Annotated in this window: 20 protein-coding genes; 10 read left to right on the top strand and 10 right to left on the bottom strand. The window is 59.5% G+C overall.

Going from position 1 to position 22900, the window contains the following annotated elements; all coding sequences use genetic code 11:
- Position 1 precedes the first annotated feature (1 nt).
- From ACK6BI_RS25495 to ACK6BI_RS25480, 4 genes are all read right to left on the bottom strand, one after another.
- Entirely contained in the window at positions 2-451 is a 450-nt protein-coding gene (locus tag ACK6BI_RS25495) for a hypothetical protein (RefSeq protein WP_409319265.1), read from the bottom strand.
- A 345-nt stretch (positions 452-796) separates the two neighbouring features.
- Entirely contained in the window at positions 797-1321 is a 525-nt protein-coding gene (locus tag ACK6BI_RS25490; protein ID WP_409319264.1) for an AAA family ATPase, read from the bottom strand.
- A complete protein-coding gene (gene pnuC / locus ACK6BI_RS25485) occupies positions 1318-1881 on the bottom strand; it encodes a nicotinamide riboside transporter PnuC (RefSeq protein ID WP_409319263.1) in 564 nt (187 codons plus the stop codon). Before pnuC ends, ACK6BI_RS25490 begins: the two co-directional genes overlap by 4 nt.
- Before the next feature lie 81 nt (positions 1882-1962).
- A complete protein-coding gene (locus ACK6BI_RS25480; protein WP_409319262.1) occupies positions 1963-3597 on the bottom strand; it encodes a methyl-accepting chemotaxis protein in 1635 nt (544 codons plus the stop codon).
- A 304-nt stretch (positions 3598-3901) separates the two neighbouring features.
- On the opposite strand from ACK6BI_RS25480, the gene ACK6BI_RS25475 reads away from it, so the two are divergent.
- Both ACK6BI_RS25475 and ACK6BI_RS25470 read left to right on the top strand, forming a co-directional pair.
- The gene (locus ACK6BI_RS25475) at positions 3902-4732 is read left to right on the top strand and encodes an undecaprenyl-diphosphate phosphatase (protein WP_409319261.1); all 831 of its coding nucleotides are present in this window, start codon (positions 3902-3904) and stop codon (positions 4730-4732) included.
- Positions 4729-5157 carry a DUF1294 domain-containing protein gene (locus ACK6BI_RS25470; RefSeq protein WP_409319260.1) on the top strand — a complete coding sequence of 143 codons (429 nt, stop codon included), beginning with the start codon at positions 4729-4731 and terminating at the stop codon, positions 5155-5157. Before ACK6BI_RS25475 ends, ACK6BI_RS25470 begins: the two co-directional genes overlap by 4 nt.
- A 4-nt stretch (positions 5158-5161) precedes the next feature.
- Here the strand turns inward: ACK6BI_RS25470 and ACK6BI_RS25465 are convergent, their stop codons facing one another.
- Positions 5162-5521 (bottom strand): MmcQ/YjbR family DNA-binding protein, encoded by a 360-nt coding sequence (locus ACK6BI_RS25465; protein WP_409319259.1) that lies wholly within the window; start codon positions 5519-5521, stop codon positions 5162-5164.
- The gene (locus ACK6BI_RS25460; protein ID WP_260523521.1) at positions 5518-6426 is read right to left on the bottom strand and encodes a LysR substrate-binding domain-containing protein; all 909 of its coding nucleotides are present in this window, start codon (positions 6424-6426) and stop codon (positions 5518-5520) included. Before ACK6BI_RS25460 ends, ACK6BI_RS25465 begins: the two co-directional genes overlap by 4 nt.
- 129 nt (positions 6427-6555) lie before the next feature.
- Between ACK6BI_RS25460 and ACK6BI_RS25455 the strand changes: the two genes are divergently transcribed.
- Together ACK6BI_RS25455 and ACK6BI_RS25450 are read left to right on the top strand one after the other, a co-directional pair.
- A complete protein-coding gene (locus ACK6BI_RS25455) occupies positions 6556-7167 on the top strand; it encodes an FMN-dependent NADH-azoreductase (RefSeq protein WP_065257944.1) in 612 nt (203 codons plus the stop codon).
- Between the two features lie 235 nt (positions 7168-7402).
- Positions 7403-8440, top strand: a complete 1038-nt coding sequence (locus tag ACK6BI_RS25450) for an alpha/beta hydrolase family protein (protein ID WP_409319258.1) — start codon at positions 7403-7405, stop codon at positions 8438-8440.
- A 3-nt stretch (positions 8441-8443) separates the two neighbouring features.
- Here the strand turns inward: ACK6BI_RS25450 and ACK6BI_RS25445 are convergent, their stop codons facing one another.
- The 3 genes from ACK6BI_RS25445 to ACK6BI_RS25435 form a co-directional block, all read right to left on the bottom strand.
- Complete coding sequence (locus ACK6BI_RS25445; RefSeq protein WP_409319257.1) at positions 8444-9631, bottom strand: MFS transporter; 1188 nt, start codon at positions 9629-9631, stop codon at positions 8444-8446.
- A gap of 146 nt (positions 9632-9777) precedes the next feature.
- A complete protein-coding gene (locus ACK6BI_RS25440; protein ID WP_065257941.1) occupies positions 9778-11364 on the bottom strand; it encodes an ABC-F family ATPase in 1587 nt (528 codons plus the stop codon).
- Positions 11365-11720: 356 nt separating this feature from the next.
- Positions 11721-12752: a fimbrial protein gene (locus tag ACK6BI_RS25435; RefSeq protein WP_409319256.1), complete on the bottom strand. Its 1032-nt coding sequence runs from the start codon at positions 12750-12752 to the stop codon at positions 11721-11723.
- Positions 12753-13052: 300 nt separating this feature from the next.
- On the opposite strand from ACK6BI_RS25435, the gene ACK6BI_RS25430 reads away from it, so the two are divergent.
- The 4 genes from ACK6BI_RS25430 (at position 13053) to ACK6BI_RS25415 (ending at position 18309) form a co-directional block, all read left to right on the top strand.
- Positions 13053-16412: an Ig-like domain-containing protein gene (locus ACK6BI_RS25430; protein WP_409319255.1), complete on the top strand. Its 3360-nt coding sequence runs from the start codon at positions 13053-13055 to the stop codon at positions 16410-16412.
- Positions 16413-16489: 77 nt separating this feature from the next.
- Positions 16490-17005 (top strand): hypothetical protein, encoded by a 516-nt coding sequence (locus ACK6BI_RS25425; protein WP_409319254.1) that lies wholly within the window; start codon positions 16490-16492, stop codon positions 17003-17005.
- A 146-nt stretch (positions 17006-17151) separates the two neighbouring features.
- Positions 17152-17601: a hypothetical protein gene (locus ACK6BI_RS25420; RefSeq protein ID WP_409319253.1), complete on the top strand. Its 450-nt coding sequence runs from the start codon at positions 17152-17154 to the stop codon at positions 17599-17601.
- A gap of 81 nt (positions 17602-17682) precedes the next feature.
- Entirely contained in the window at positions 17683-18309 is a 627-nt protein-coding gene (locus tag ACK6BI_RS25415) for a response regulator (RefSeq protein WP_409319252.1), read from the top strand.
- A 15-nt stretch (positions 18310-18324) separates the two neighbouring features.
- Here ACK6BI_RS25415 and ACK6BI_RS25410 read toward each other — a convergent pair whose 3' ends face one another.
- On the bottom strand, positions 18325-19017 hold the full coding sequence (locus ACK6BI_RS25410) for a response regulator (protein ID WP_409319251.1): 693 nt from the start codon (positions 19015-19017) through the stop codon (positions 18325-18327).
- A gap of 326 nt (positions 19018-19343) precedes the next feature.
- Between ACK6BI_RS25410 and ACK6BI_RS25405 the strand changes: the two genes are divergently transcribed.
- Both ACK6BI_RS25405 and ACK6BI_RS25400 read left to right on the top strand, forming a co-directional pair.
- A complete protein-coding gene (locus ACK6BI_RS25405) occupies positions 19344-21662 on the top strand; it encodes a type I secretion system permease/ATPase (protein WP_409319250.1) in 2319 nt (772 codons plus the stop codon).
- On the top strand, positions 21659-22900 hold the full coding sequence (locus ACK6BI_RS25400) for an HlyD family type I secretion periplasmic adaptor subunit (RefSeq protein WP_409319249.1): 1242 nt from the start codon (positions 21659-21661) through the stop codon (positions 22898-22900). The genes ACK6BI_RS25405 and ACK6BI_RS25400 overlap by 4 nt, the downstream gene beginning before the upstream one ends.

Raw genomic sequence — 22900 nt, 5'->3', positions numbered from 1 at the left:
CTCATTGGCCTCCGGCCATGCGGGTCAGCGGAGCCAGACCACTGCTGAGAGAACGGTTGATGGTGTTGGAAATCGTGCCGCCACCGCCGCCGCCATGGCCGGCACTCATGCCGGGCAGGCCGTTCGGATTGGTCAGGACGTTGGTGCCGGGGAGGCTGGAGCCTATTGCCATGTTGCCGCGGATCGATGAGCCACTGGCTACACTGGCAAAGTCACCGTCATTGAGTTCGGTGCTGGTCATTGCCTGGTCGATGCGGCCGGAGGGGTTGGCATTGACTGTGGTCGGGTAAGGGTCCTTGCCCGGAGCGCTGCGTCCGATGGGAATCGGCTGGACTTCGCGATTGAGCACGATCACGCCATTGCCTTCGGCCTGAACGTTGAAACTGAGGAAAGTGCTGGCTGCAGATCCGATCAGCAGAAGGCAGGTGAAGGCTTTGTTGATATTTCCCACGGCGGCAATTCCTTCTTCAGTGGGCTGGCCCTAGTCAGCGTTGTGAAGGAGAGAGCGAAAGCTGTGCCGTTTTTTAAATGTTCAAGGGTTTCAACGACTTGGCGAATGGGTGTGCAGCCTTGATACAAATGCTGTTTCACGGTTGAAACAAAGCCTGGTCGAAACAAGCGCCTGTACCCATTGCAAAGCTCTGGAACAAGGGTTCATGGGCGAGTGTTTCACGAGCGTAACAAGTCGGGTGACAAAGCAATGAAGGCCGTTGAAACGGGCGCTTTGCATCAAAGGAAGTGTTTCAGGATCGGACACCTTCAACCCACAACAGAGTCGAAAGCCCCCGAAAGCGGGTCAGCGTCCCAGTAGAGCCCGGACGGCGTCGAAAGCCTGGGTCTGGCGAGCCGCCCAATTGCCCTGAATGAGCATGAGCGGTTGGTGATGTCGCTCCAGCCAGTCCCTTGTTGCCTCATGGAACGCCATTCGTTCAGCGAATTGCGGCTGGCAGCGTTGACCATCGTCCGTCCACTCGATCTGCTCCGGGGACAGCAGCAGGTGCAGGTCGTACCGGCGCGCCAGCAGTTCCCGCTCCAGCCAGGCAGGGCAGTCCCCGAACAAGGTCTGGCTCCAGAGCATGTTGCTCAGCAGGTGGGTGTCCAGAATCAGCAGACCAGGCCGTTGCGCTCGCGCCTCGTCCTCCCATTGCAACTGGCCGCGAGCGATCTCGGGAATGTCGGCAAGGCAGGTATCGCGAAGATTCTGTTCGATGAACCAGCGCACGTACTCGTCGACCCGCAGACCGCCGAACCGTTGCTGGAGTTCGCTCGCCAGCCAGCTCTTGCCGGTGGATTCCGGCCCGGTCAGAACAACGACTTTCATGCGCGCAGCGCCGGGTCGGCGCGCCATTCCCGCCAGCCCTGCACCGCGATCAGGGTGAACAGGGCGTACAGTGCTGCGGTGAGATACAGCGCCTTGTAGAGAAACAGGCCGACGAAGATGACATCCAGTACGAACCACAACGCCCAGCATTGCAGGCGTTTATGGGCCATCCAGAATTGCGCCACCAGGCTGAACGCGGTGAGTGCCGCATCAAGCCAGGGCTGCGCCGCATCCGTCCAGTGCGCCATGGCCGCGCCCAGCAGCAGGCTGCCAGCAGCGCCGATGGCCAACCCTTTGAGCATCGAAGACATGCCGAGCCGGCTGACCTCACGCCCGTCGTGCATCGTTCCGGCACGGGTCCATTGCCACCAGCCGTAGACCTGCAGCGCAGCGTAGACCACCTGCAGCAGCATGTCCGAATACAGCTTCACGTCAAAGAAGACCCAGCTGTAGAGCAACACCATGACCAGCCCGATCGGCCAGCACCAGGGGTTCTGTTTGACCGTCAGCCAGACGGCGATCACACCGAGGGCGGCGGCAAACAGTTCGAGCCCGGACATGCAAGATCCTTGGAGGGAGTAGAAGAGGGGGCGGATTGTACCCAAAAACCGGTGGGCGTGAGCTCCCACCGGTGGCCGGGATCAGACGCGGAACTGGCGCAGCAATCCGTTCAATTGCTCGCTCAATTGGCCCAGTCGCACGCTCGCTGCACTGGATTGCTCGGCCGCCAGCGCGGTGCTGTGGGACAGGCCGGCAGCCTGGGTGACGTTCTGGTTGATGTCCTCGACCACGTGCGCCTGTTGCAGGGTTGCGCTGGCGATGGAGGCGTTCAGGCCATTGAGGTTACGCAACGCCTGGCCAATGGCATTGAGGCTTGCGCCGGCGAGTCCGGCTTGCTCGATGGTCAGCTGCGAAGCCTTGCTGCTGTCGCCGATCACCTTCACGGCGGCTTCGGAATGGTTTTGCAGGCGTTCGATCATCGACTGGATTTCAGCCGTGGATTTCTGCGTGCGTTGCGCCAGCAGGCGGACTTCATCGGCCACCACGGCAAAACCACGACCCTGTTCGCCGGCGCGGGCAGCTTCGATGGCGGCGTTGAGCGCCAGCAGGTTGGTCTGTTCGGCAATCGAGCGGATCACTTCCAGAACGCTGCCGATCTGCGTGCTTTCCGCCGCCAGGGTGCGGATGACTTCAACCGCTTGATCGATGGTGCCGGACAGGGTGTCGATCTGCTGCAGGCTGCCATCGATGTTGATCTGGCCCTGTTGCGCCTGAGCTTCGGCATCGCGCATTTCGCTGGCGGCATGCTCGGCGTTTTTCGCGACATCCTGCACGCCGTAGGTGACTTCATTGATGGCCGTCGCCACCAGTTCCATCTGCTGCGACTGCTGCTGGCTGCGCTGCTGGGCCTGGGTGGCGTCGTTGCCCAGCTCCCGCGAGGAATCGCCCAGCGCGCTGGCGGATGCCTGCAATTCACCGATGACCCGGCGCAGCTTGGCGGTGAAGGCATTGAAGTGATGCGCCAGTTGCGTGACTTCGTCCTGACCGTGGGTGTCGAGGCTGCGGGTCAGGTCGCTTTCGCCGCTGGCAATGTTGGCCATGGCGTTCACGGTTTCCTGCAAGGGGCGGACGATGCTGCGGGAAATCAGGATCACCAGCAGGCCCATGATCAGCGCAATCGCCAGCCCGACAACGGACGCCTTGACCACCTGACCCTGAAACTCGGCCTGTACATCATCGACGTAGACGCCGGAGCCCAGCACCCAGCCCCAGGGTTCGAACAGTTTCACGTAGGACGTCTTGGCCACCGGCTCGCTGGCCCCGGGTTTCGGCCAACGGTAATCGACCATGCCGGCACCCTTGGTCTTGGCGATGGCGACCATTTCGTTGAACACCGCAAAACCGTCCGGGTCACGAATCGCCGAAAGATTCTGGCCCTCAAGCTTGGGGTTGGTCGGGTGCATGACCATCACGGGCGTGAGGTCGTTGATCCAGAAGTAGTCGTTCTGGTCGTAACGCAGGCCGCGGATCGCTGTCAGCGCCTGTTTCTGGGCCGCGTCGCGGGTCAGGGTTCCGGCCGCTTCCAGGCCCTGGTAATAGGTCAGCACGCCGCTGGCGGTCTGCACCACATGTTGGGTTTTCTGGGCCTTGGCGTGATACAGGTCGTCGTGGATCTGCTTGAGCATCAACAGACCGAGGGTCAACAGCATGACCACCGCCACAATCAAGATGAGCCACAAGCGTCGGCTGATCGACACACTGCGCAAGCTGTTCATAACGCTGTTACTCCGGTTTCTTTTTCTTGTAATCAATCAACGCCAGCATCCAACCACGTTTCCCCGGCCGGGCATACGCGACCCAAGTCGTAGAGCGCGGCGGCGCGATTACGGCTTGTCTGTTAGGATTTCGGCCCCGCGCGTGAAAACCTGAACCCAAGTTGCCGTTTCACGAAATTTTGACCGTTTCGTGTGGATCCTTTGCGCGCGGAATCGGTACAGCAACAAACCGCTACGCTGAACGCAGTGAACGTAAAAAAATACTATCGGGGCATGCCGCCGTGCATCGCTCTCTGGGGGATTGATGGATCTTTGGACCGCCTTGCAGGCATTGATTCTTGGAGTTGTAGAAGGGCTGACGGAGTTTTTGCCCATTTCCAGTACCGGGCACCAGATCATCGTCGCCGACCTGCTGAATTTCGGCGGCGAACGCGCCATGGCATTCAACATCATCATTCAGCTCGGCGCGATACTCGCGGTGGTCTGGGAGTTTCGCCGCAAGATTCTCGACGTGGTCATCGGCCTGCCGACTCAACCGGGTGCGCGACGCTTTACCGCCAACCTGTTGATCGCCTTCCTGCCTGCGGTGGTGCTGGGCGTGATCTTCGCCGATCTGATTCACAAGTACCTGTTCAACCCGATCACCGTGGCGACGGCGCTGGTGGTGGGCGGCTTCATCATGCTCTGGGCCGAGCGCCGGCAGCATGAGGTGCACGCTGAAACAGTGGATGAAATCACCTGGAAAGACGCCTTGAAGATTGGTTTCGCCCAATGCCTGGCGATGATTCCGGGCACTTCGCGTTCTGGCTCGACCATCATTGGCGGCCTGCTCTTTGGACTGTCGCGCAAGACCGCCACCGAGTTCTCGTTTTTCCTGGCGATGCCGACGATGGTGGGGGCGGCGGTCTATTCGGGCTACAAGTACCGTCAGCTCTTTGTACCGGCCGATTTTCCGGTATTTGCCATCGGGTTTGTCACGGCGTTTGTTTTCGCCATGATCGCCGTGCGCGGCTTGCTGAAATTCATTGCCAGCCACAGTTATGCGGCATTTGCCTGGTACCGGATCCTGTTTGGTCTGTTGATTCTGGCGACCTGGCAGTTCGGCTGGGTGGACTGGGCGGCGGCCAAGGCATGAGTGACTCCCGCGCACGCCGTCCGGATCGCGGCCCTTCAGGTGGCCGCATCCAGCATTTGAAATTGAAGCTGTTGGTGTTGCTGATCGTCTGTGCGTTGCCGCTGTCCGGCTCGCTGTCGATGTGGCTGCGCGGGATCTCATTGGTACCGTTGATGGCCTACGGGATTGTCAGCGTGCTGGCGTTTTTCCTGTACTGGGCCGACAAGCGAAAGGCCCGCGCCGAGACCTGGCGCACGCCGGAAAACGTCCTGCACGCCGTGGAGCTGGCGGGTGGCTGGCCGGGGGCGTTGATCGCCCAGCAGGTCTTCCGGCACAAGACGCGCAAGGTGTCGTTTCAGGTGCTGTTCTGGGTGATCGTGTTGTTGCACCAGGTGTTCTGGATCGATCAGTTGTTCCTGGGTTCGAACCTGTTGGCGTTGGGATAGAGGGTTACAGCAGCAAACCCGCCTGGGTTTTCTTCGGCAGCTTGCTCACCACCAACTGGTGAGAACGTTGCAGCAACCCTCGCAGTTCTTCGGCGCCCAAGGGGTAGGGCGGGTGCATGATGATCCACTGCGCCCGCGCCAGATAGGGCGCCGGGTGAATGCCCGGGCGATCGCAATGACCGAGGAACAGGTCCTTGTCGACCTTGAACGCCAGCGATTCCCCGCGCAGTCCCTGCAAGGCGAACATCTTGTTGCCGGCAATCGAGAACACCCGCACGCCACCCCACTTATAGTCTTCCCGGGCGCCGGGCAATGCCAGGCAGAAGTCCGCGACGTCCGTTTCGCTCATCTTTCCTTGTTTCATAACAAGCGCTCTCCACAGGCATTGAAGGACTCCACCAGATGGTCGATCCAGGCACGCACCGCCGGCATCACCCCGCGTCGGTGCGGGTAGACGGCCTGCAGCCAGCCGCCGGGCAATGACCAGTCGGGCAGCAACTGCACCAGCGTGCCGTTGTTCAGCTCCGCTTCGCAATACATCATCGGCAGCAGGGTGAAGCCCTGGCCGGCCAGCACACACGCTTTGCGTACGATGAAATCGTCGATGCCCAGCCGGGCCTCCAGCGCCAGATCGCAACTTTTGCCGTTCTGATCGAGCAGGCGCACATGCACCATCCGGTCGGCCTCCAGCGCGCCGAGCACTGGCAGGGTTTTCAAGTCCTGTGGGTGATTGATTTCCACGCCCTGTATAAAGGAAGGGCTCGCGACCACCACCATTTGCGCCTGGCGCAAACGGCGGGTCACCAGCATCGGTTCTTCGTCGCCGTGCTCGCGAACGCGCAGGGCCACGTCAATGCCCTCGGTGATCAGATCCACGCGACGGTTGAGCAGGGTGACTTCCAGCTGCACCTGCGGGTATTTGCCGAGGAAGTTGCTGATCACCACCGGCAGCATTTCATGGGCCAGCCCCGTCGGACTCGAAACCCGCAGGCGTCCCCTTGGTTCACTGGACATGCTGGCCACCGTTTCGTCGGCCATTTCCGCTTCCAGCAACATCGCCTGGCAATGACGTAAATAACGTTCGCCAACCGCTGTGAGCTTCAATTGACGGGTGGTGCGTTGCAGCAGGCGTGCGCCCAGTCGTTCTTCCAGTTCGGCAATCCTTCGCGACAACCGGGATTTGGGAATGCCCAGCAAGCGGCCGGCAGCGGCGAATCCGCCGGCCTCGACCACTTTGGCGAAATAGTAGAGATCGTTGAGATCTTGCATGTGGGATATCCAACTGTTCTATCAGTGGGACAAACTATCGCATTGTTGCCGTCTAATCAGCCATTGGTTTCGTCGGTAGGATTGTCTCCATTCCGTCGCCGCCGGCGATTCTTTCCAGGAGATTCCACAATGAAACTGCTGCACATCGATTCGAGCATTCTGGGCGACAACTCCGCTTCCCGTCAGCTGAGCACCGAAGTCGTCAAAGCCTGGCAAGCCGCCGAGCCTAGCGCTGTGGTGACTTACCGCGACCTGGCGGCCGACGCCATCAGCCACTTCTCGTCCACCACCCTGGTCGCTGCCGGCACCACCGCTGAACTGCGCGATGCCGCACAACAGCACGAAGCCGAACTGAGCGCCGACACCCTGGCCGAGTTCATCGCCGCCGATGCCATTGTTGTCGCCGCGCCGATGTACAACTTTACCGTGCCGACCCAGCTCAAGGCCTGGATCGACCGCATCGCCGTCGCCGGCAAGACTTTCCGCTACACCGAAGCCGGCCCTGAAGGCCTGTGCGGTGGCAAGAAAGTCGTGATCGTTTCCACCTCGGGCGGCATCCACGCCGGTCAGCCTTCGGGCGTGGCTCACGAAGACTACCTGAAACTGGTATTCGGCTTCCTGGGCATCACCGACATCGAAATCGTCCGGGCCGAGGGTCTGGCCTACGGTGAAGAAGTCCGCAACAACGCCATGAGCGCGGCTCAGACCCGTATCAGCGAGCAACTGTTCGCCGCTGCGTAAGGCTTTCGTAAAGAACAGCTCTTGTTCAGGCAACACCCAAAAAACTCTGTATTCTGGTTCTGCAAGGGCCAGATACGGAGTTTTTTGTGTCTGACTGTTACATAATCTGGCCCGGGTTATGCAGTCTGATGATCAACGTCTGAGTGCAACGCCGCGCCGGATCACCGAACCACGGGGTTTCGGGCGTCGAACACAACGGATCTTTCGATTGAGTAACAACAGGGTGGGGCATCCCATGATGCGTCTTTGTGCAACGTTACTGATTTGCCTGCTCGGCAGCCTGAATTCAGTGCACGCAGCCCCCGGCCAGCACCCACGCTGGAGCGTCGGTTATCACGAGATGACGTTCCTCGATCCGCTCGACCTGCAGCCGATGCGTGCCATCGCGTTTTACCCGTCCAGCGATCGCGAGCACATGAGCCTGCTTGAAGGCTACTCGGTCGAAGCCGGCGAAGACACCAAGGTCGCCCTGGGCCGTTTTCCGATGCTGATGTTGTCGCATGGCAACACCGGCACCCCGCTGGCGCTGCACGACCTCGCCACGTCACTGGCACGCAAGGGGTTTGTGGTGGTGGCGGTCATTCATCCCGGCGACAACTCCAAGGATCACAGTCGTCTGGGCACTTTGAGCAACCTCTATGGGCGCCCGATCCAGATTTCCGAAGCCATTACCGCCACGCTTGGCGACCGTATGCTCGCGCCGTTCGTCAACGCTGATCAGGTCGGTGTCATTGGTTATTCGGCAGGGGGCGAGACTGCGTTGATTCTTTCAGGCGCGCAGCCTGACCTGGATCGCTTGCGCCGTTACTGTCAGGAGCGTCCTGACGACCGCGACGCCTGCAATACCCGAGGGGAATTGATCGTGGACCGCGATGACCTGCAGCCGGTGGCCGACTCTCGGGTGCATGCGTTGTTGTTGATGGCGCCGCTGAGTCTGAAGTTCGGTCGTCAGACCCTGGCCGACGTGCATGTGCCGGTACTGCTGTACAGCGGTGATGGCGACAAACTGGTGGCCTTCGACAAGAATGCCGCCGCTCTGGCACGCAAACTGCCCACCGCACCGGATTTCAAGTTGCTGGCCGGAGCCGGACACTTCGTATTCATGGCGCCGTGCACGGAAGAACAGATCATCGCCATGCCGGCACTGTGTACCGATGCCGATGGCGTGGATCGTGAAGACATCCATCGCAACCTGATTTCCGAGGCCGGGAAGTTTTTTTCCCACGCGCTGGGCAAGCCCTCCCGGGCGGGGATGCAGACGGCGGACCAGTAAGCGTCAGGCGATTGCCCGACGCTTGAGCCACCAGGTCAGCGCCAGTGCACTCACGGACAACAGCGCCGCCCCCAGGAATATCCACGAATAGCCCAGATTCAACGCCACCGCGCCCATCAATGGCCCGGCAATCGCCAGTGCCAGATCGAAAAACACGGCATAAGCACTCAAACCGGCACCGCGGCTGGAGTCGGGCACCTGCTTGATCGCTTCCACGCCCAGGGCCGGGTACACCAGCGACAGCCCGAAACCGGTCAGTCCGGCACCGATCAGTGCGTAACCGGTCGACGGGGCGAGCCACAGCAACGACAGGCCAACGGTTTCGATGCTCATGCAGGCGATGGCCGACGCAAAACCGCCGAATCGGGCGATGGCGGAGATGAACAGCAGTCGCGACAGGATGAAACACACGCCGAACACCGTCAGGCAGTACGCCGCGCCGGTCCAGCCGCGATTGAGGTAATAAAGGGTGATAAAGGTGGTCAGGGTGCCGTAACCGATCGAGGCCAGGCTCAGACTGACACCGAACGGCGCAATTCGTCCGAACACGGCCCAGAAGGGCAGACGTTCGCCGCGCACCACCGGCACCGACGGTTTGTTGCGGATCAGCAGCAGGGCACCAGCGGCCAGAACCGACAGCGCGATGCCGAGACTGCTGAAGCCATGGTCGGCCACCATCAGTACCCCCAGAGGAGCACCGATGGCAATGGCGCCATAGGAGGCGATGCCGTTCCAGCCAATGGAACGGGCGGTATGTTCGGCGCCGACCTGACCCATGCACCAACTGATGGTGCCCACGCCGATCAAGCCTTGCGCGATGCCGAGCAGCAAGCGCCCGATAATCAGAATGATCAGGCTGGGCAGCGGGAAGTCCTGCAGCAATGTGGAAAACAGCGTCAGCACGCCGCTGAAGACAATGCCCAGCAAGCCATAAACGATCGCCCGTTTGGTGCCGACGGTATCCGACATGCGCCCGGCCATCGGCCGGCTGAGCAGGGTGGCCAGGTATTGCGAACCGATCACCAGCCCCGCGACGACGGCGCTGAATCCCAGCTGTTCATGCACATAACCGGGCAGCACCGCAATCGGCAGACCGATGCAGAGAAAAGCGATAAAGGTGTAAAAAACGATGGAGACGATTTGCAGAGTGATCGCCATGGAGCTTTGCGGTGGCTGTTGCTGCACAGACATGAGGACTCGTTCGCGGGCGGCGGTGGGAGAGGTCGCATCATGGCTTGGCGTTGGATTAAAAGAAAGCAGGCTAACTATCTTTTCCTCGAAGCAAAAAAAGCCCCGTCGCAAGGACAGGGCTTTTCACTTGAAGCGTGCAGCTGCTCTTAGAACACAACGCCCTGACTGCGCAGGTAATCGTCGTAGGTGCCGCTGAAGTCGGTCACGCCGTTCGGGCTCAGCTCGATGATGCGCGTGGCCAGGGACGATACGAACTCCCGGTCGTGGCTGACGAAAATCAGCGTGCCCGGATAGTTTTCCAGCGCCAGGTTCAGCGCTTCGATCGATTCCATGTCCAGGTGGTTGGTCGGTTCGTCCATCACCAGCACGTTCGGCTTTTGCAGGATCAGTTTGCCGAACAGCATGCGACCTTGCTCACCACCGGAGATGACCTTCACCGATTTGAGAATCTCGTCGTTGGAGAACAGCATGCGGCCCAGGGTGCCGCGAATCATCTGTTCGCCCTGAGTCCACTGGCCCATCCAGTCGAACAGGCTGACATCGTCTTCGAAGTCATGGGCGTGGTCCTGCGCGTAATAACCCAGCTCGGCGCTTTCGGTCCACTTCACGGTACCGGCGTCCGGGGTCAGTTCGCCCATCAGGGTGCGCAGCAGGGTGGTCTTGCCGATACCGTTCGGGCCGATGATCGCCACGCGCTCGCCGGCTTCAACGGTAAAACTGAAGTTCTTGAACAGGGTCTTGCCGTCGAAACCCTTGGAGATTTTTTCCAGGGTCACGGCCTGGCGGTGCAGTTTCTTGTTCTGTTCGAAGCGGATGAACGGGCTCACGCGGCTCGATGGCTTGACCTCGGCCAGCTGAATCTTGTCGATCTGCTTGGCACGGGAGGTGGCCTGCTTGGCTTTCGAGGCGTTGGCCGAGAAGCGGCTGACGAACGTCTGCAGTTCGGCAATCTGGGCTTTCTTCTTGGCGTTGTCCGCCAGCAGTTGCTCACGGGACTGGGTCGCGGCGGTCATGTACTCGTCGTAGTTGCCCGGGAACAGACGCAGCTCGCCGTAGTCCAGGTCGGCCATGTGGGTGCAGACGCTGTTGAGGAAGTGGCGGTCGTGGGAAATGATGACCATGGTGCTGTTACGCGCCGTCAGGATCGATTCCAGCCAACGGATGGTGTTGATGTCCAGGTGGTTGGTCGGTTCGTCGAGCAGCAGCACTTCCGGATCGGAGAACAGGGCCTGCGCCAGCAGCACGCGCAGTTTCCAGCCCGGTGCGACTTCGGTCATCGGGCCGAAATGCTGTTCCAGCGGAATGCCCAGACCCAGCAGCAGTTCACCGGCGCGGGATTCGGCGGTGTAGCCGTCCATCTCGGCGAATTCGGTTTCCAGCTCGGCCACGGCCATGCCGTCTTCTTCGCTCATTTCCGGCAGCGAGTAGATGCGGTCGCGCTCGGCCTTGACCTTCCACAGCTCTTCGTGACCCATGATCACGGTATCGATCACGGTGAATTCTTCGTAGGCGAACTGATCCTGACGCAGTTTACCCAGGCGCACGTTCGGCTCGAGCATCACCTGGCCGGCGGACGGCTCCAGATCGCCACCGAGGATTTTCATGAACGTCGACTTGCCGCAGCCGTTGGCACCGATCAGGCCATAACGGTTGCCGTTGTTGAATTTCACCGAAACGTTTTCGAACAGCGGCTTGGCGCCGAACTGCATCGTGATGTTAGCTGTGGAGATCAATTGCCTTACCTATAAATGGTTTAGAGCTGGTCTGTGTTGCCTGATACCGACTTGATACCAATCTGGAGCTGTGCCAGCTCCTCTCCAGTCCGAGCGTGAGTTGAGCCAACACGCATAAGTCGTCGGCAACCCTTGGCGCCATGGCCGGGCTGCAGAGCGATGAGTACGGGGTGTGTGGCTGGACTTGGCGCGCATTGTCGCATAAGTGGGGCGACAGTTGTATGGCAACTGATGAGGCATCAGGCCAACACGTTCATGAGACACATCTCACGGACGCCGTTGACCTTGATTTGAAATTGGATGTCGCGGGGAGCGTGGGTCAATTGTCCCCGGGCGCTGTAGCGCGCCTGGCCCGCTCAGTCATAGGTGATATTGACCGTGGCGGTGCTGGCGACAGTGCCTGCATTGACCGAGCCCGCCGTCTGGTTGAAATAGGCTACGCCGAGCGGCAGCACGGCCTTGCCATTGGAGATGGCAATGGTTCGGCTGTTGTTGTCGCCATTGGCCGTGATGGTCTGCTCCGTGCCTGCAATGCGCGAATAAAGCCATACGTTGATGCCTTTTGCGGTGCCGGTGTTGGCAAAGCGCCAGGCATCGCCGGTGACCGGCGTGCCACTGAAGCGAAAGGTCACGTTGCCCCTGTCGGTACAGTTTGCCGAAATCTCGAATTGTTTCTTGCCCGCCGATTGCCCGACGAATTCGCTGCGCTTGACCGGGTCCAGAGTAATCGTACGGTTGGTATCGCCAGCGGCCAGGTCGCAAGTCTGATTCTTGACGATCACACTGATTTCGTCGAGCACAAGGTTGCTGGAAGCGCCAGGTGATCCGTCGATGGATGTTGCGTTGAAGGGACGTGAGCGATACAGGGCGATCACTTGTCTGGGAATCTTGTAGGTGCCGGGGTTGATGTTGCTCGTCGCTCTCAAAACGACTTGATGCGACAAATTGACACCCTGAAAGGACTGATAGAAGTCGACCAGCACACCTGCACTGGAAGGGCCCGTTGTCATCTTCGCTGCGCCGCCGCGTCCTGAGTACATCGAGGTCACGGTGTAGCCGATTCCCGGCACTCCGGTGGGGTATACACCGTTGAAGTCCCATGTCCCCGTGGGGTTCTTCACGCCGCGCATGTGAACCTGGGCATTGTTCCAGTTGGGTGCACTTTCACACCCCGTGATAACACGCGGGAAGGTGCTGTTGTTGTATCCGATTTCAGCGCCCGAGGATATGGGCTTAAGAATACTTATAGTCCTGAAGGAAATGACTTGTTCCGCAGTGTTTACCTGCACAGGTGTGCAATCACTGTAAGCCTGCCCGGACACGGCGAGCAGTAACAGGCTGGTGAGCGGCTTCAGGGGAACGCGTCTGAAAAGTGGGCAATGCTTCATGCTTGAAAGTCCGGCTGGCAAATATCCGCAAGGGTGTTCCGAAAGCACTGGCCGCAGGAATGAGACTTGTCTGAATCCCGCGCAGCACCCACGGGTAGCGCGGTCTGCCTGTGTTCCACCGACATGTCTGTAGCTTGATCGACCGGTTCGCGGGCTTTTGGGACAGTTCTCATTTCTTCAACCCCTCGCAGCAAAGAAGATTGTTTGATCGGAGTGCGCACGTAAGTCGTTGCGTACACCCGGATCAGTCGAGCCAGCGCATTTTTATGCCTTGGTAACTTTGTTGAGAGGGTATGAACGTTGATCAATCGCGCAGTAAACGTCGCCATCGTGGACGGCAAGACCGTAATCGAAACCCGGGAGCTGAAGGCTGCCGGACCTGGCAGTCCTGTCCGTATCAAGGCCATCGCCGACGGCAAGTACCTTCTTGCCGAAGGTGACAGGGGTGTGGCTCCGCAAAACATTACCGTCAAGCGTGTGGGCAAAGACCTGCACGTGACGCTGGAGGGGGGCGACCTCGACCAGCCACAGCTGATCATCGAAGGTTTCTTCGATGCGCAGGGGCAATTGATCGGTATGGCCGAGGACGGCACTTTCCACCCCTACATCGCTTCGGATGCCCGGCAGGATCATAGCGCCGCGTTCCTCATCGAAGATGTTTCGGCACCGCAGGTGCTCGCGACCGAGTCGGTGGCCGGTATGGGCAGCGGTCTGATGTCCACCAGCGGTGTCAGCTGGCTGAGCGCCGGCCTCATCGGTCTGGCCGGCCTGGGTGTGCTGGGTGTCGCCTATGCGGCGAGCAACAAGGATGACGACAAGGACGATCCGCTCCCGGCGCTGAGCACGCCGCGCCTGGGGGGGATCTATGACAATGTCGGCGGCAAGACCGGCCTGATCAACAGTGGTGACGCCACCGACGACACCACGCCGACCTTCACCGGTATCGGTAATCCGGGCAACACCATCGTCATTCGTGACGGCGACAAGATCATTGGCGAAGTCATCGTCGGCGCTGACGGTACCTGGTCGTTCACTCCGCCAGCCCCGCTGAGCGACGGCCCTCACAGCATCACGTTCACCGAGCGCGATCCGCTGGGCAATGAAAGCGCGCCTTCGCCCGCCCTTGAATTCACGGTCGATCTCACGGCACCGGGCAAAGTCTCTATCAGCGATGTGTTGAATGACATCGGTGGCCACAACGACCCGATTGCACAGAACGGCATTACCAACGACAGCACGCCGACCCTCAAGGGGCAGGCCGAGGCCGGTTCCACCGTCGAGATTTTCGCCAATGGCGTAAAGATCGGCGAAGCCCCGGTAGATGCCAGTGGCAATTGGGTATTTACGCCCACCGCAGCACTGGCTGACGGTTCTTATGCATTCACCGTCGTGGCGGTTGATGCGGCGGGCAACCGGGGGCTTGCGTCCGATCCTTATGCCCTGACCATCGATACCTCTGCACCGGGCAAACCGGGAGAGGGCGGCCTGGGCAGCATTGATACGGTATTTGACGACGTCGAGCTGTTCGTGGGCCCGGTCGCCAATGGCGGTTTGACCAACGACAACACCCCGATGCTCAGTGGCAGTCATCAACAGCCCGGCGACACCGTCAACATCCGGGACAATGGCACGATCATCGGCAGCGTTATTGTCGACAGCCAAGGCAACTGGTCCTTTACCCCGGAAGTTCCTCTGACCGATGGCAGGCATGAGCTCAGCCTGTCTGTGACGGATCCTGCCGGAAACACCAGTGAGCCTTCCGATCCTTATGTCATTGACGTGGAAACTCAGGCTCCGGGCAAACCGGGCGAAGGCGGCAACGGCGGGTTCGACAGCGTCATCGATGACGTCGAAGTCGGGACCGGAGAGATCGCCAATGGCGGCCTGACCAACGACAACACCCCGACCTTCAGCGGCGGCAACCAACAGCCCGGCGATACCGTTACCATCAGCGACAACGGTGTGTTCCTTGGCAGCGCCGTGGTGCAGCCTGACGGAACCTGGTCTTTCACCCCTGAAACGCCGCTGGACGACGGAACCCACGAGTTCGTCCTGGTCGTCAACGACCCGGCCGGTAACGCCAGTGAGCCCTCGGAACCGTTCACGATCATCATCGAAACCGAAGCGCCTCTGGCTCAAGCTACCGTCGACAGCATGGGCAAGGACAGCGGCAGCGTTGATTTCGTGACCAACGACGGCAGCGCCGGGCGTTTGTACCAAGGCACGCTGACGGCGACGCTGGCGGCCGATGAAAAGGTTCAGGTTTCCACCGATGGTGGTGTCAGCTGGTTTGACGCGCAGGTCAATGCCGACGGCACCTGGAGCTACGTCGACCTGACCGCGCACACCTCTGACTGGTCGATTCGCACCCGCGTGGTGGATGAGGCGGGCAACTTCAATGCCAGCCGTCAGGACGTCAACCTGGACACTGTGGCCCCGACCGCACCGACATCGCTGGAATTCAACGGCGCCACCGTGACGGTCAACTTCGATGGCAATGGCGTCAACGTGGGCGACACGATTCAAGTGATCGTGGGCAATCAGCGCTTTGAGGTGCAACTGACCCAGGCGCAGATCGATGCGGGCTCCGTGGATGTCACGACGGTTGCCGGCGCTGCGATGACCAATACCGAGGCGAAGCTGATCGATACTGCAGGCAATGCTTCCCAGCGCTTGATGCCTTCTCTGGAAATAGTCGACTTTGATAGCGTGCCATTAGGAGGCATTCCTGCGGACAGCACGCAGGATTTCGGAGCGTTTACCTTCAATTGGGGAGGGGTCACTACTTCCACAAGCCCGTTGGGAGTCATTGCCGAGGGAACTGTCTCAAGTGGATTTATTACGCCATCGCGTGGGGTTGCGTTCTTCACGACAGCCACACTGACCAATCCCAGCATTGTTCTGAACGGCGGCATTGAAGCGAGTGCGATCTCATTTGTGGTAGGTCAAGCCACGCGTCCAATAACGCTGAACTTCTATGCGGCTGATGGCGAACTGGTTCATTCGGTGGATTTGCCTCCCGTGCCGACGGGGGTACAGGAAGTCAACTTCCAGCTGCCGGAAGGACAGACATTCACCCGTGTAGAGTTTGACGGAACGGACAATGACTGGTTGTGGGTTGATGATTTCAAGTTTTCAAACGGCAGCTTCGAGCATTCGGAGGTACCGGCAGCCCAGTCGATCGTCGGCACCGGCGCCTATTACGGCGATGAAGCCGACAACGTCTTCGCGGTGAGCGATGTCGCCCACTTGAACGACGCCAGCAGCGTCATCAACGGTGAAGGCGGTCTGGATACGCTGGAACTCACCGGCGGCGGCCAGACGCTGAACCTGGAGAACATCGCCGGCAAGCTTCAGTCCATTGAAGTGATCGACATCACCGGGACCGGCAACAACATGTTGAACCTGTCGTTGGGCGATGTGCTCGAGCAAGGCCAGCGCTCGCTGTTTGTCGATGATGATCGCGTGCAGGTGATGGTCAAAGGCAATGCCGGCGACGTGGTCAATCTGAACGATGTGCTGTCGGGCAGCAACGATCCAGGCGACTGGACGCCCCAGGGCAACGTGACCGTGGGGGGTGTGGTCTATGACGTTTATAGCCACAGCACGGTGGCGGCCGAGTTGCTTGTCCAGCAGGGCGTTACCACCAACCTGGTGTAAGCCAGGCCTTTCTTCAGTTTCATTCCATCTGAATAACAAGTCGGGCACCCATGAGTGCCCGCAATGGAGTCGTCAGTATGTTCAAACATATCCCTCTGGTTAAAACCGCACTGTTGGGCCTGGCCGTCTGCGGTGCGTCTCAGGCTTCGGCTGTCGAAGCCTTCGGCAACACTTATTCGGCCGTCGCCCCGGTGTCTGCAGCGCAGGCACAGATCGTGGTTTTCCGTCCGGCGACACTCGATTCGTCGACAGAAGCAGCCAATGTGTACGTGGATCACGAATTCCATGCAGCACTGTTGCCCGGTGGTTATTCGTCATTCTGTGTACCTGCCGGCAAGCACGCGCTCAACGCCAGCCTGCACGATGAGCCGCAGTACCGTGGTAAAACCGAGGGTGGCGAGCCCGTCAGCCTTGCCGGCGGTCTGACTTACTTCCTGCAGGTCGGTGAAGGCGTTCAGCAGCCGGCCATGTTCGTCCGCCAGGACGACGCCGAGCACCTGCTGGTCAATATGCGTCAGCAAATCCAGGCCCTGTCGCGCGCCTCGAGCGTTCAGGCCTGCCTGTACCAGCAGCAGGACGGCATTGCGCAATAACCGGCGGCTTGTTCGGTGAGCGGATAGCGGGCACACCGCCAATGGGCTATCCGCCGCGTAGCCGGAGTAAAACAAGACAAGTCCTACATCGTCGAAAAACCAGGGCAGTTATTTTTCAGTTGTCCATTCAATGAAGAGTAATCGCTATGGTTTCTTCGATGTCCGAGTGCAGTTTTCTGCGAATCCTGGTGGCCGACGATCAGTTCGAGCAGTGCGTTCTTATAGAAAAGTCATTGAGTCTGCTGGGCTATTTCCGTGTGTGCCCGGTGAATACTTTCCATGAACTCACCCTGCTCAGTCATTTCAGTCCGAACACCTACGAAAGATTCGACCTGCTGATTGTCAACGCGAAGTTGATCACGAGCGCGGGGCTGGATGTCGCAAAGTTCTGTGTCAATAACTCGCGCTTTCGACATGTGCTGGTTTACGGCGGTGAATACAGCCAGGCGAAACCGCAGAACCTTTCGGTCAAACCCCATCATCAAGTACGACGCCTCGGTAGCCTGACACACCAGTCATTGGTGGAGTTTCTTTCTGTGATCGACACGGATTTCATCAAGAGAAGAACCCGGACGCTGTCTGACAAAGTCGCTTGATTGCAAACGGTGCAAATCAGTGTGCGCGAACAGGGATGAGCGCCCGGGAAGCCGTCTCTTTGCAATAAAAAGGATCGAACAATGAATAATCGAGTGTTGATCGTGGATGATCATCCTGCCTTGCGCATGGCCATCAGTTTATTGCTGGCCAGCGAGGGCTTCGATGTCGTCGCCGAAACGGACAACGGCGCCGATGCACTGAAACTGACATGGGAGCTTGCGCCTTCCACGCTGATTCTGGATATCGGAATTCCCGTGGTCGACGGGTTGAGGGTAATCAGCGAGTTAGTGAGAAAGCGGTTGCCGGTCAAAATCATTGTGCTGACTGGCCTGGCGCAGAACCAGTTGGCGGAACGCTGCCGACGGTTGGGCGCTCACGGGTTTGTGAGCAAGCAAAGCGAGCTGTCCGAGCTGGTCAATGCAATAAGGGCCGTACGAGCCAACGAGGCTTATTTTCCGGGGCTGGCCGCCGCGGGAAACGCTCCGGACGTTGTCGTTACGGAGTATTGCCTGCTGGCGCGTCTGTCCATGCGCGAGTTCAGGATCATGCAGCATTTGGTGCAGGGCATGAGCAATAAACAAATCGCTGAGGCGATGTTATTGAACAGCAAGACGGTCAGTACCTACAAAACGCGTCTGTTGTACAAGCTTAATCTTGGTTCCGTAGTCGATCTTTACGCCTTCGCGCAACGCAACGGCGTCGTTTGAGCCACAGGTTGCAGCTCATATCCCCCTGAGATGAGCCTGCAACTTGAACAGTTCGCTGTCGGTGCGAATCCCCAGTTTCCTGAATGCCGACTGTTTCTGCCCGCTGATGGTCTTGCGGCTGCGGGAGAACTTGTTCGCCACTTGCGAAACCGACATGCCTTCCAGGAAACAACGCAACACTTCACGCTCCTTTGGGGACAAGTCCGGATGTTCGGCGAGCGCCTGCTCTCCATCGACCTGTTGTTGCTGTTCTTGTGTCACTGGCGCCCTGGGCAGTTTTTCCAGTTCGGCCGCGACAGTCGGTGACAGGTAGATGCGATCTTTTGCGGCGATGCGAATGGCCCGAAGAAGCTCGTCGGTTTCCTGTGTTTTTCCGACAAATCCATTCACACCGGCGCGAATGCACAGGTTGATCGTCGCCGGGTGTTCCGCAGACGAAAAAATGACGATCTTCAAATCCGGATACTGTTTGCGGATCGACTGGATCAAGCGCAGACCATCCAGTTCATCGTTGGCCAACTGATAATCGAGCACCAACAGGTCAATGGCCTGATTGCGCAAGCCTTCATTCAACTCGCGACTGGTTTTGAAAACGCCCATCACTTTGAAGTCGGTCTCAAGCGACAAGCGGATTTTGAGCGCCTCACGAATCAAGGCGTGATCATCCAGCAGCACAATTCGTAGCGGGGAAACCACTGACCATCTCATCGATCAGCTCCTGTATCTGATGGTTGTGAAAAGTCTTACGTGGTCAGAAAACAACAGGTGTCTTGTCGACCCGGGTTGTTTTCCCGAACCCAATAACTTCAGGGCCTTAGCTTAATCGCTACGTCGCCGGCCCGCTCTTCAAAGGCGGGGTTTGCGAACCCATTTGAGACAAGTCTCGTTTTTTCGCTGGCGTGTCCTGTTCAGAATCTGCCCATGACTTTACGTAGCAGCGCGCGCCACTGGCAATCGCTGCGCCGGGAACTTGATTCTTCAGAGGCAACCCATGAAATCGTTCGAAGGCAATTGCACATCCGGAGGCCCAAACCATGACTTCCGATAGCATCACCACTCAACCGGCAGAGGCCGGGCACGTTGAACCCACTTCACAGGCGCAGATCCAGGACACGCTGCTGTCCTGCGTTTCGTGGCTGTGTGGCCACTACCAAGCGGGGCGTTCTGCACAGGCGCTGACCGCAGGCCTGCCCAAAGGCGCACGGTTGTCGCCATCGCTTGCTTTGGCAAGCCTGGCCAATGCCGGGCTGTCGGCCGGGCTGGTCGAGCGTCGCTCCCGGGCATTGCCTGACCAACTGGTGCCAATGATTCTTCTGCGCAAGGATCAGGGCGGCTGCGTTTTACTCGGGCGACGTGTCGATCCGGCAGGCAAGGGCGGGCATGAGTATCTGTATCAGGTCATCTTGCCGGAACTCAGCGACGAGCCGGTCGAGTTGCCACAGTGCGAACTGGATGAACTGTACGCCGGCTTCGCCATTCTTGCCCGGCGTACGGCCAGGGTCGACAACCGGGCGGGCGAAGAACTGGCGCGGCCGGCCGGGCATTGGCTGTTGAGTACGTTGTGGCGCTATCGCCGGTACTACCGCAGTGCCGCGATCGGCGCGGTACTGATCAACGTCCTCGCGCTGGCCAGTATTTTTTTCACCATGAACGTCTACGACCGTGTGGTTCCCAATCAGGCGTATGTGACGCTGTGGTCACTGGCCATCGGCGTCGTGCTTGCGATGGTGTTCGAAGCCATTGCGCGTTATGTCCGCGCGCATTTGCTGGATGTGGCCGGCAAGAAAGCCGATCTCGTGCTCGGCACTTTGCTGTTTCGTCAGGCCTTGGCGATTCAGATGGAGCATAAGCCTGAATCCTGCGGCTCGTTCGCCAACCAGTTGCGTGAATTTGAATCGGTGCGTGATTTCGCGACCTCGGCAACCCTGGCAGCCATTTCCGATTTGCCCTTTGTGCTGATGTTCGTCGCGGTCATCTTCGCGATAGGCGGGCCGATGGGCTGGGTTCCGTTGCTGTTGATCCCGTTGATCCTGCTGATCAGCATCGCGATCCAGTGGCCGCTGGCTCGCACCATGAAAGAAAACCTGCGCGAGTCTTCGCTCAAGCAAGGTGTGTTGATCGAGTCGGTGGAAGGGCTCGAGACCCTCAAGGCGGTCAGCGGCGAAGCCTATATGCAACGACGCTGGGAGAACTTCAGTGCGATGGCCGCCGCGACGTCGATGAAGTCCCGTGAACTGTCGAGCATGGCAACCGGTTGTGTCGGTTTCTTTCAGCAAGTCCAGACCGTGGTGCTGATCGTGGTGGGTGTGTACCTGATCGATGCCGGCGAGCTGACGATGGGTGCGTTGATCGCCATTGTCATGCTGGCGGGGCGGGCCACTGCGCCGTTGGGCCAGGTCGTGGGGCTGGCCGTGCGCTTTCAGCAGGCCAAGGCTGCCATGCAATCGCTTAACGGTCTGATGGCGATGCCGGTCGACCGGGACAGCCGCCGCGATTACCTGGCCAAGCCGCAGATCGAAGGTCAGCTGGCCTTGAAAAATGTCGGTTTTGCCTACCCGGCGGCAGCGATGCAGACAAGTCCACCGGTACTGCAGGGTATCAATCTGAACATTGAACCCGGCGAGCGGGTGGCCATTCTCGGGCGCATCGGCAGCGGTAAATCCACACTGCTTCGCGTAATGGCACGTCTGTATTTGCCGACTGAAGGGCAGTTGTTCACCTCGGGGCTGGACGTCAATCAGATTGACCCCGCCGACTGGCGCAAGGCCGTCGGGTATGTGGGCCAGGAAGCCCGACTGTTTTACGGCTCGCTGCGCGAGAACGTAATGATCGGTCGCCCTGAAGCCAGCGCCGAAGAGTTTCTGCGGGTATTGCGTCTGAGTGGTCTGGATCGGGTCGCGGCGTCTCATCCTCAAGGTATCAACCTGCCGATCGGCGAGCGGGGCGAAGGTTTGTCGGGCGGACAGCGGCAACTGGTGTCGCTGGCGCGCACGCTGCTGGCCCGTCCGGAACTGTTGCTGCTGGATGAACCCACCAGCGCCATGGACACCCAGACCGAAGCGGTATTCCTGCAACATCTGCAACAGGCAACACAAGACCAGACGCTGGTGGTGGTGACGCACCGTCCCTCGCTGCTGGCGCTGGTTCAACGCATCGTGGTGGTGGACGACGGGAAAATCGTGGCTGACGGTCCCAAGGATACGATTCTCGCCGCAATGAATGCCAACGGGCGCAAGGCCGCTGATGTGAAGAGTGCAGCAGATCGTCCCGTTGCCAGCCCTGCATTGACGATCAACACACGCAAGTCACGCGCTACCGGCACCGCCGACGCAATGCCGCAGGTGAAATCATGATCAAGCGACTTTTTCGGCGCACCGACCGTGTGGCCCTGCAACCCGGCGACGCCGCTTATATGAGCGATATTCAGGAATCGTTGCTCACCCAGACCACGCCAGGCTCGCGGTTGATCCTCAACCTGATCGCGGTGGTGTTGGCTGCTGGACTGGCCTGGGCCTATTTTGCCCGGGTCGAGGAAATCACCCTTGGCGAGGCCACGGTCATTTCCAGGAGCCGGGAGCAAGTCATTCAGAGTCTGGAGGGCGGGATTCTTGCGGAAATGAACGTGCGCGAAGGCGACGTGGTGGAGAAAGGCCAGGTGTTGCTCAAGATCGACCCGACACGTGCCCAGGCCAGTTATCGCGAAGCCTTGTCAAAAGTCATCGGTCTGCGGGCCAGCATCACGCGTCTGCGTGCGGAAGCCTACCAGCAGCCGCTGGAGTTCGACGAGATGGTCAAAGGCGATCCGGCCATCGTCAAGCAAGAGACCCAGGCCTATAACGCTCGCAAACAGGCATTGAAAGAAAGTGTCAGCGCTCTTGAGCGCAGCTATGCGCTGTCCAGCCGGGAGATTCAACTGGCCGAGCCGCTCGCGGCCAAAGGCCTGATGTCGGAAGTGGAACTTCTGCGCATGCGCCGTCAGGCCAATGAAATCAAGTCGCAGATTGTCGAGCGCGAAAACCGTTATCGGGCCGAGGCCAACGCAGAGCTGGCCAAATTCGAACTGGAGCTGTCGCAGACCCGTGAAAACCTGGTGGGTCGGGCCGACGTGGTTGAACGCACGACCGTCACGGCGCCGGTGCGCGGTACGGTCAAGAACGTGCGTGTGAACACCCGCGGCGGGGTGATTCAGCCCGGCGAACACATTCTGGAAATTGTACCGCTGGAAGACCAACTGCTGGTGGAAGGCAAGATCCGCCCGGCCGACGTCGCGTTTCTGCGGCCTGGCCTACCGGCTACCGTGAAAATCACCGCCTACGACTACAGCATCTACGGAGGGTTGAAAGGTCATGTTGAGCACATCAGTCCCGACACCCTGAAAGATGACAAGAAAGCCGCTGCCGGTCGTCCCGACGACACCTATTACCGGGTGTTGGTGCTGACTGAAAAAAGCTCGCTCGAAGCGGGAGGCAAATCCTTGCCGATCATCCCGGGGATGGTTGCCTCGGTGGAGATCCGCACCGGTGAGAAAACCATTCTCGACTATCTGCTCAAACCCGTGCTCAAGGCACGTGAAGCGTTCAGGGAGCGATAA

It is taken from the genome of Pseudomonas sp. KCJK9016 (assembly GCF_046231795.1).
Taxonomy (GTDB): domain Bacteria; phylum Pseudomonadota; class Gammaproteobacteria; order Pseudomonadales; family Pseudomonadaceae; genus Aquipseudomonas; species Aquipseudomonas bananamidigenes.
Note: the sequence above shows the minus strand (reverse complement) of the source record. Positions and strands in the feature narration are given on the sequence as shown.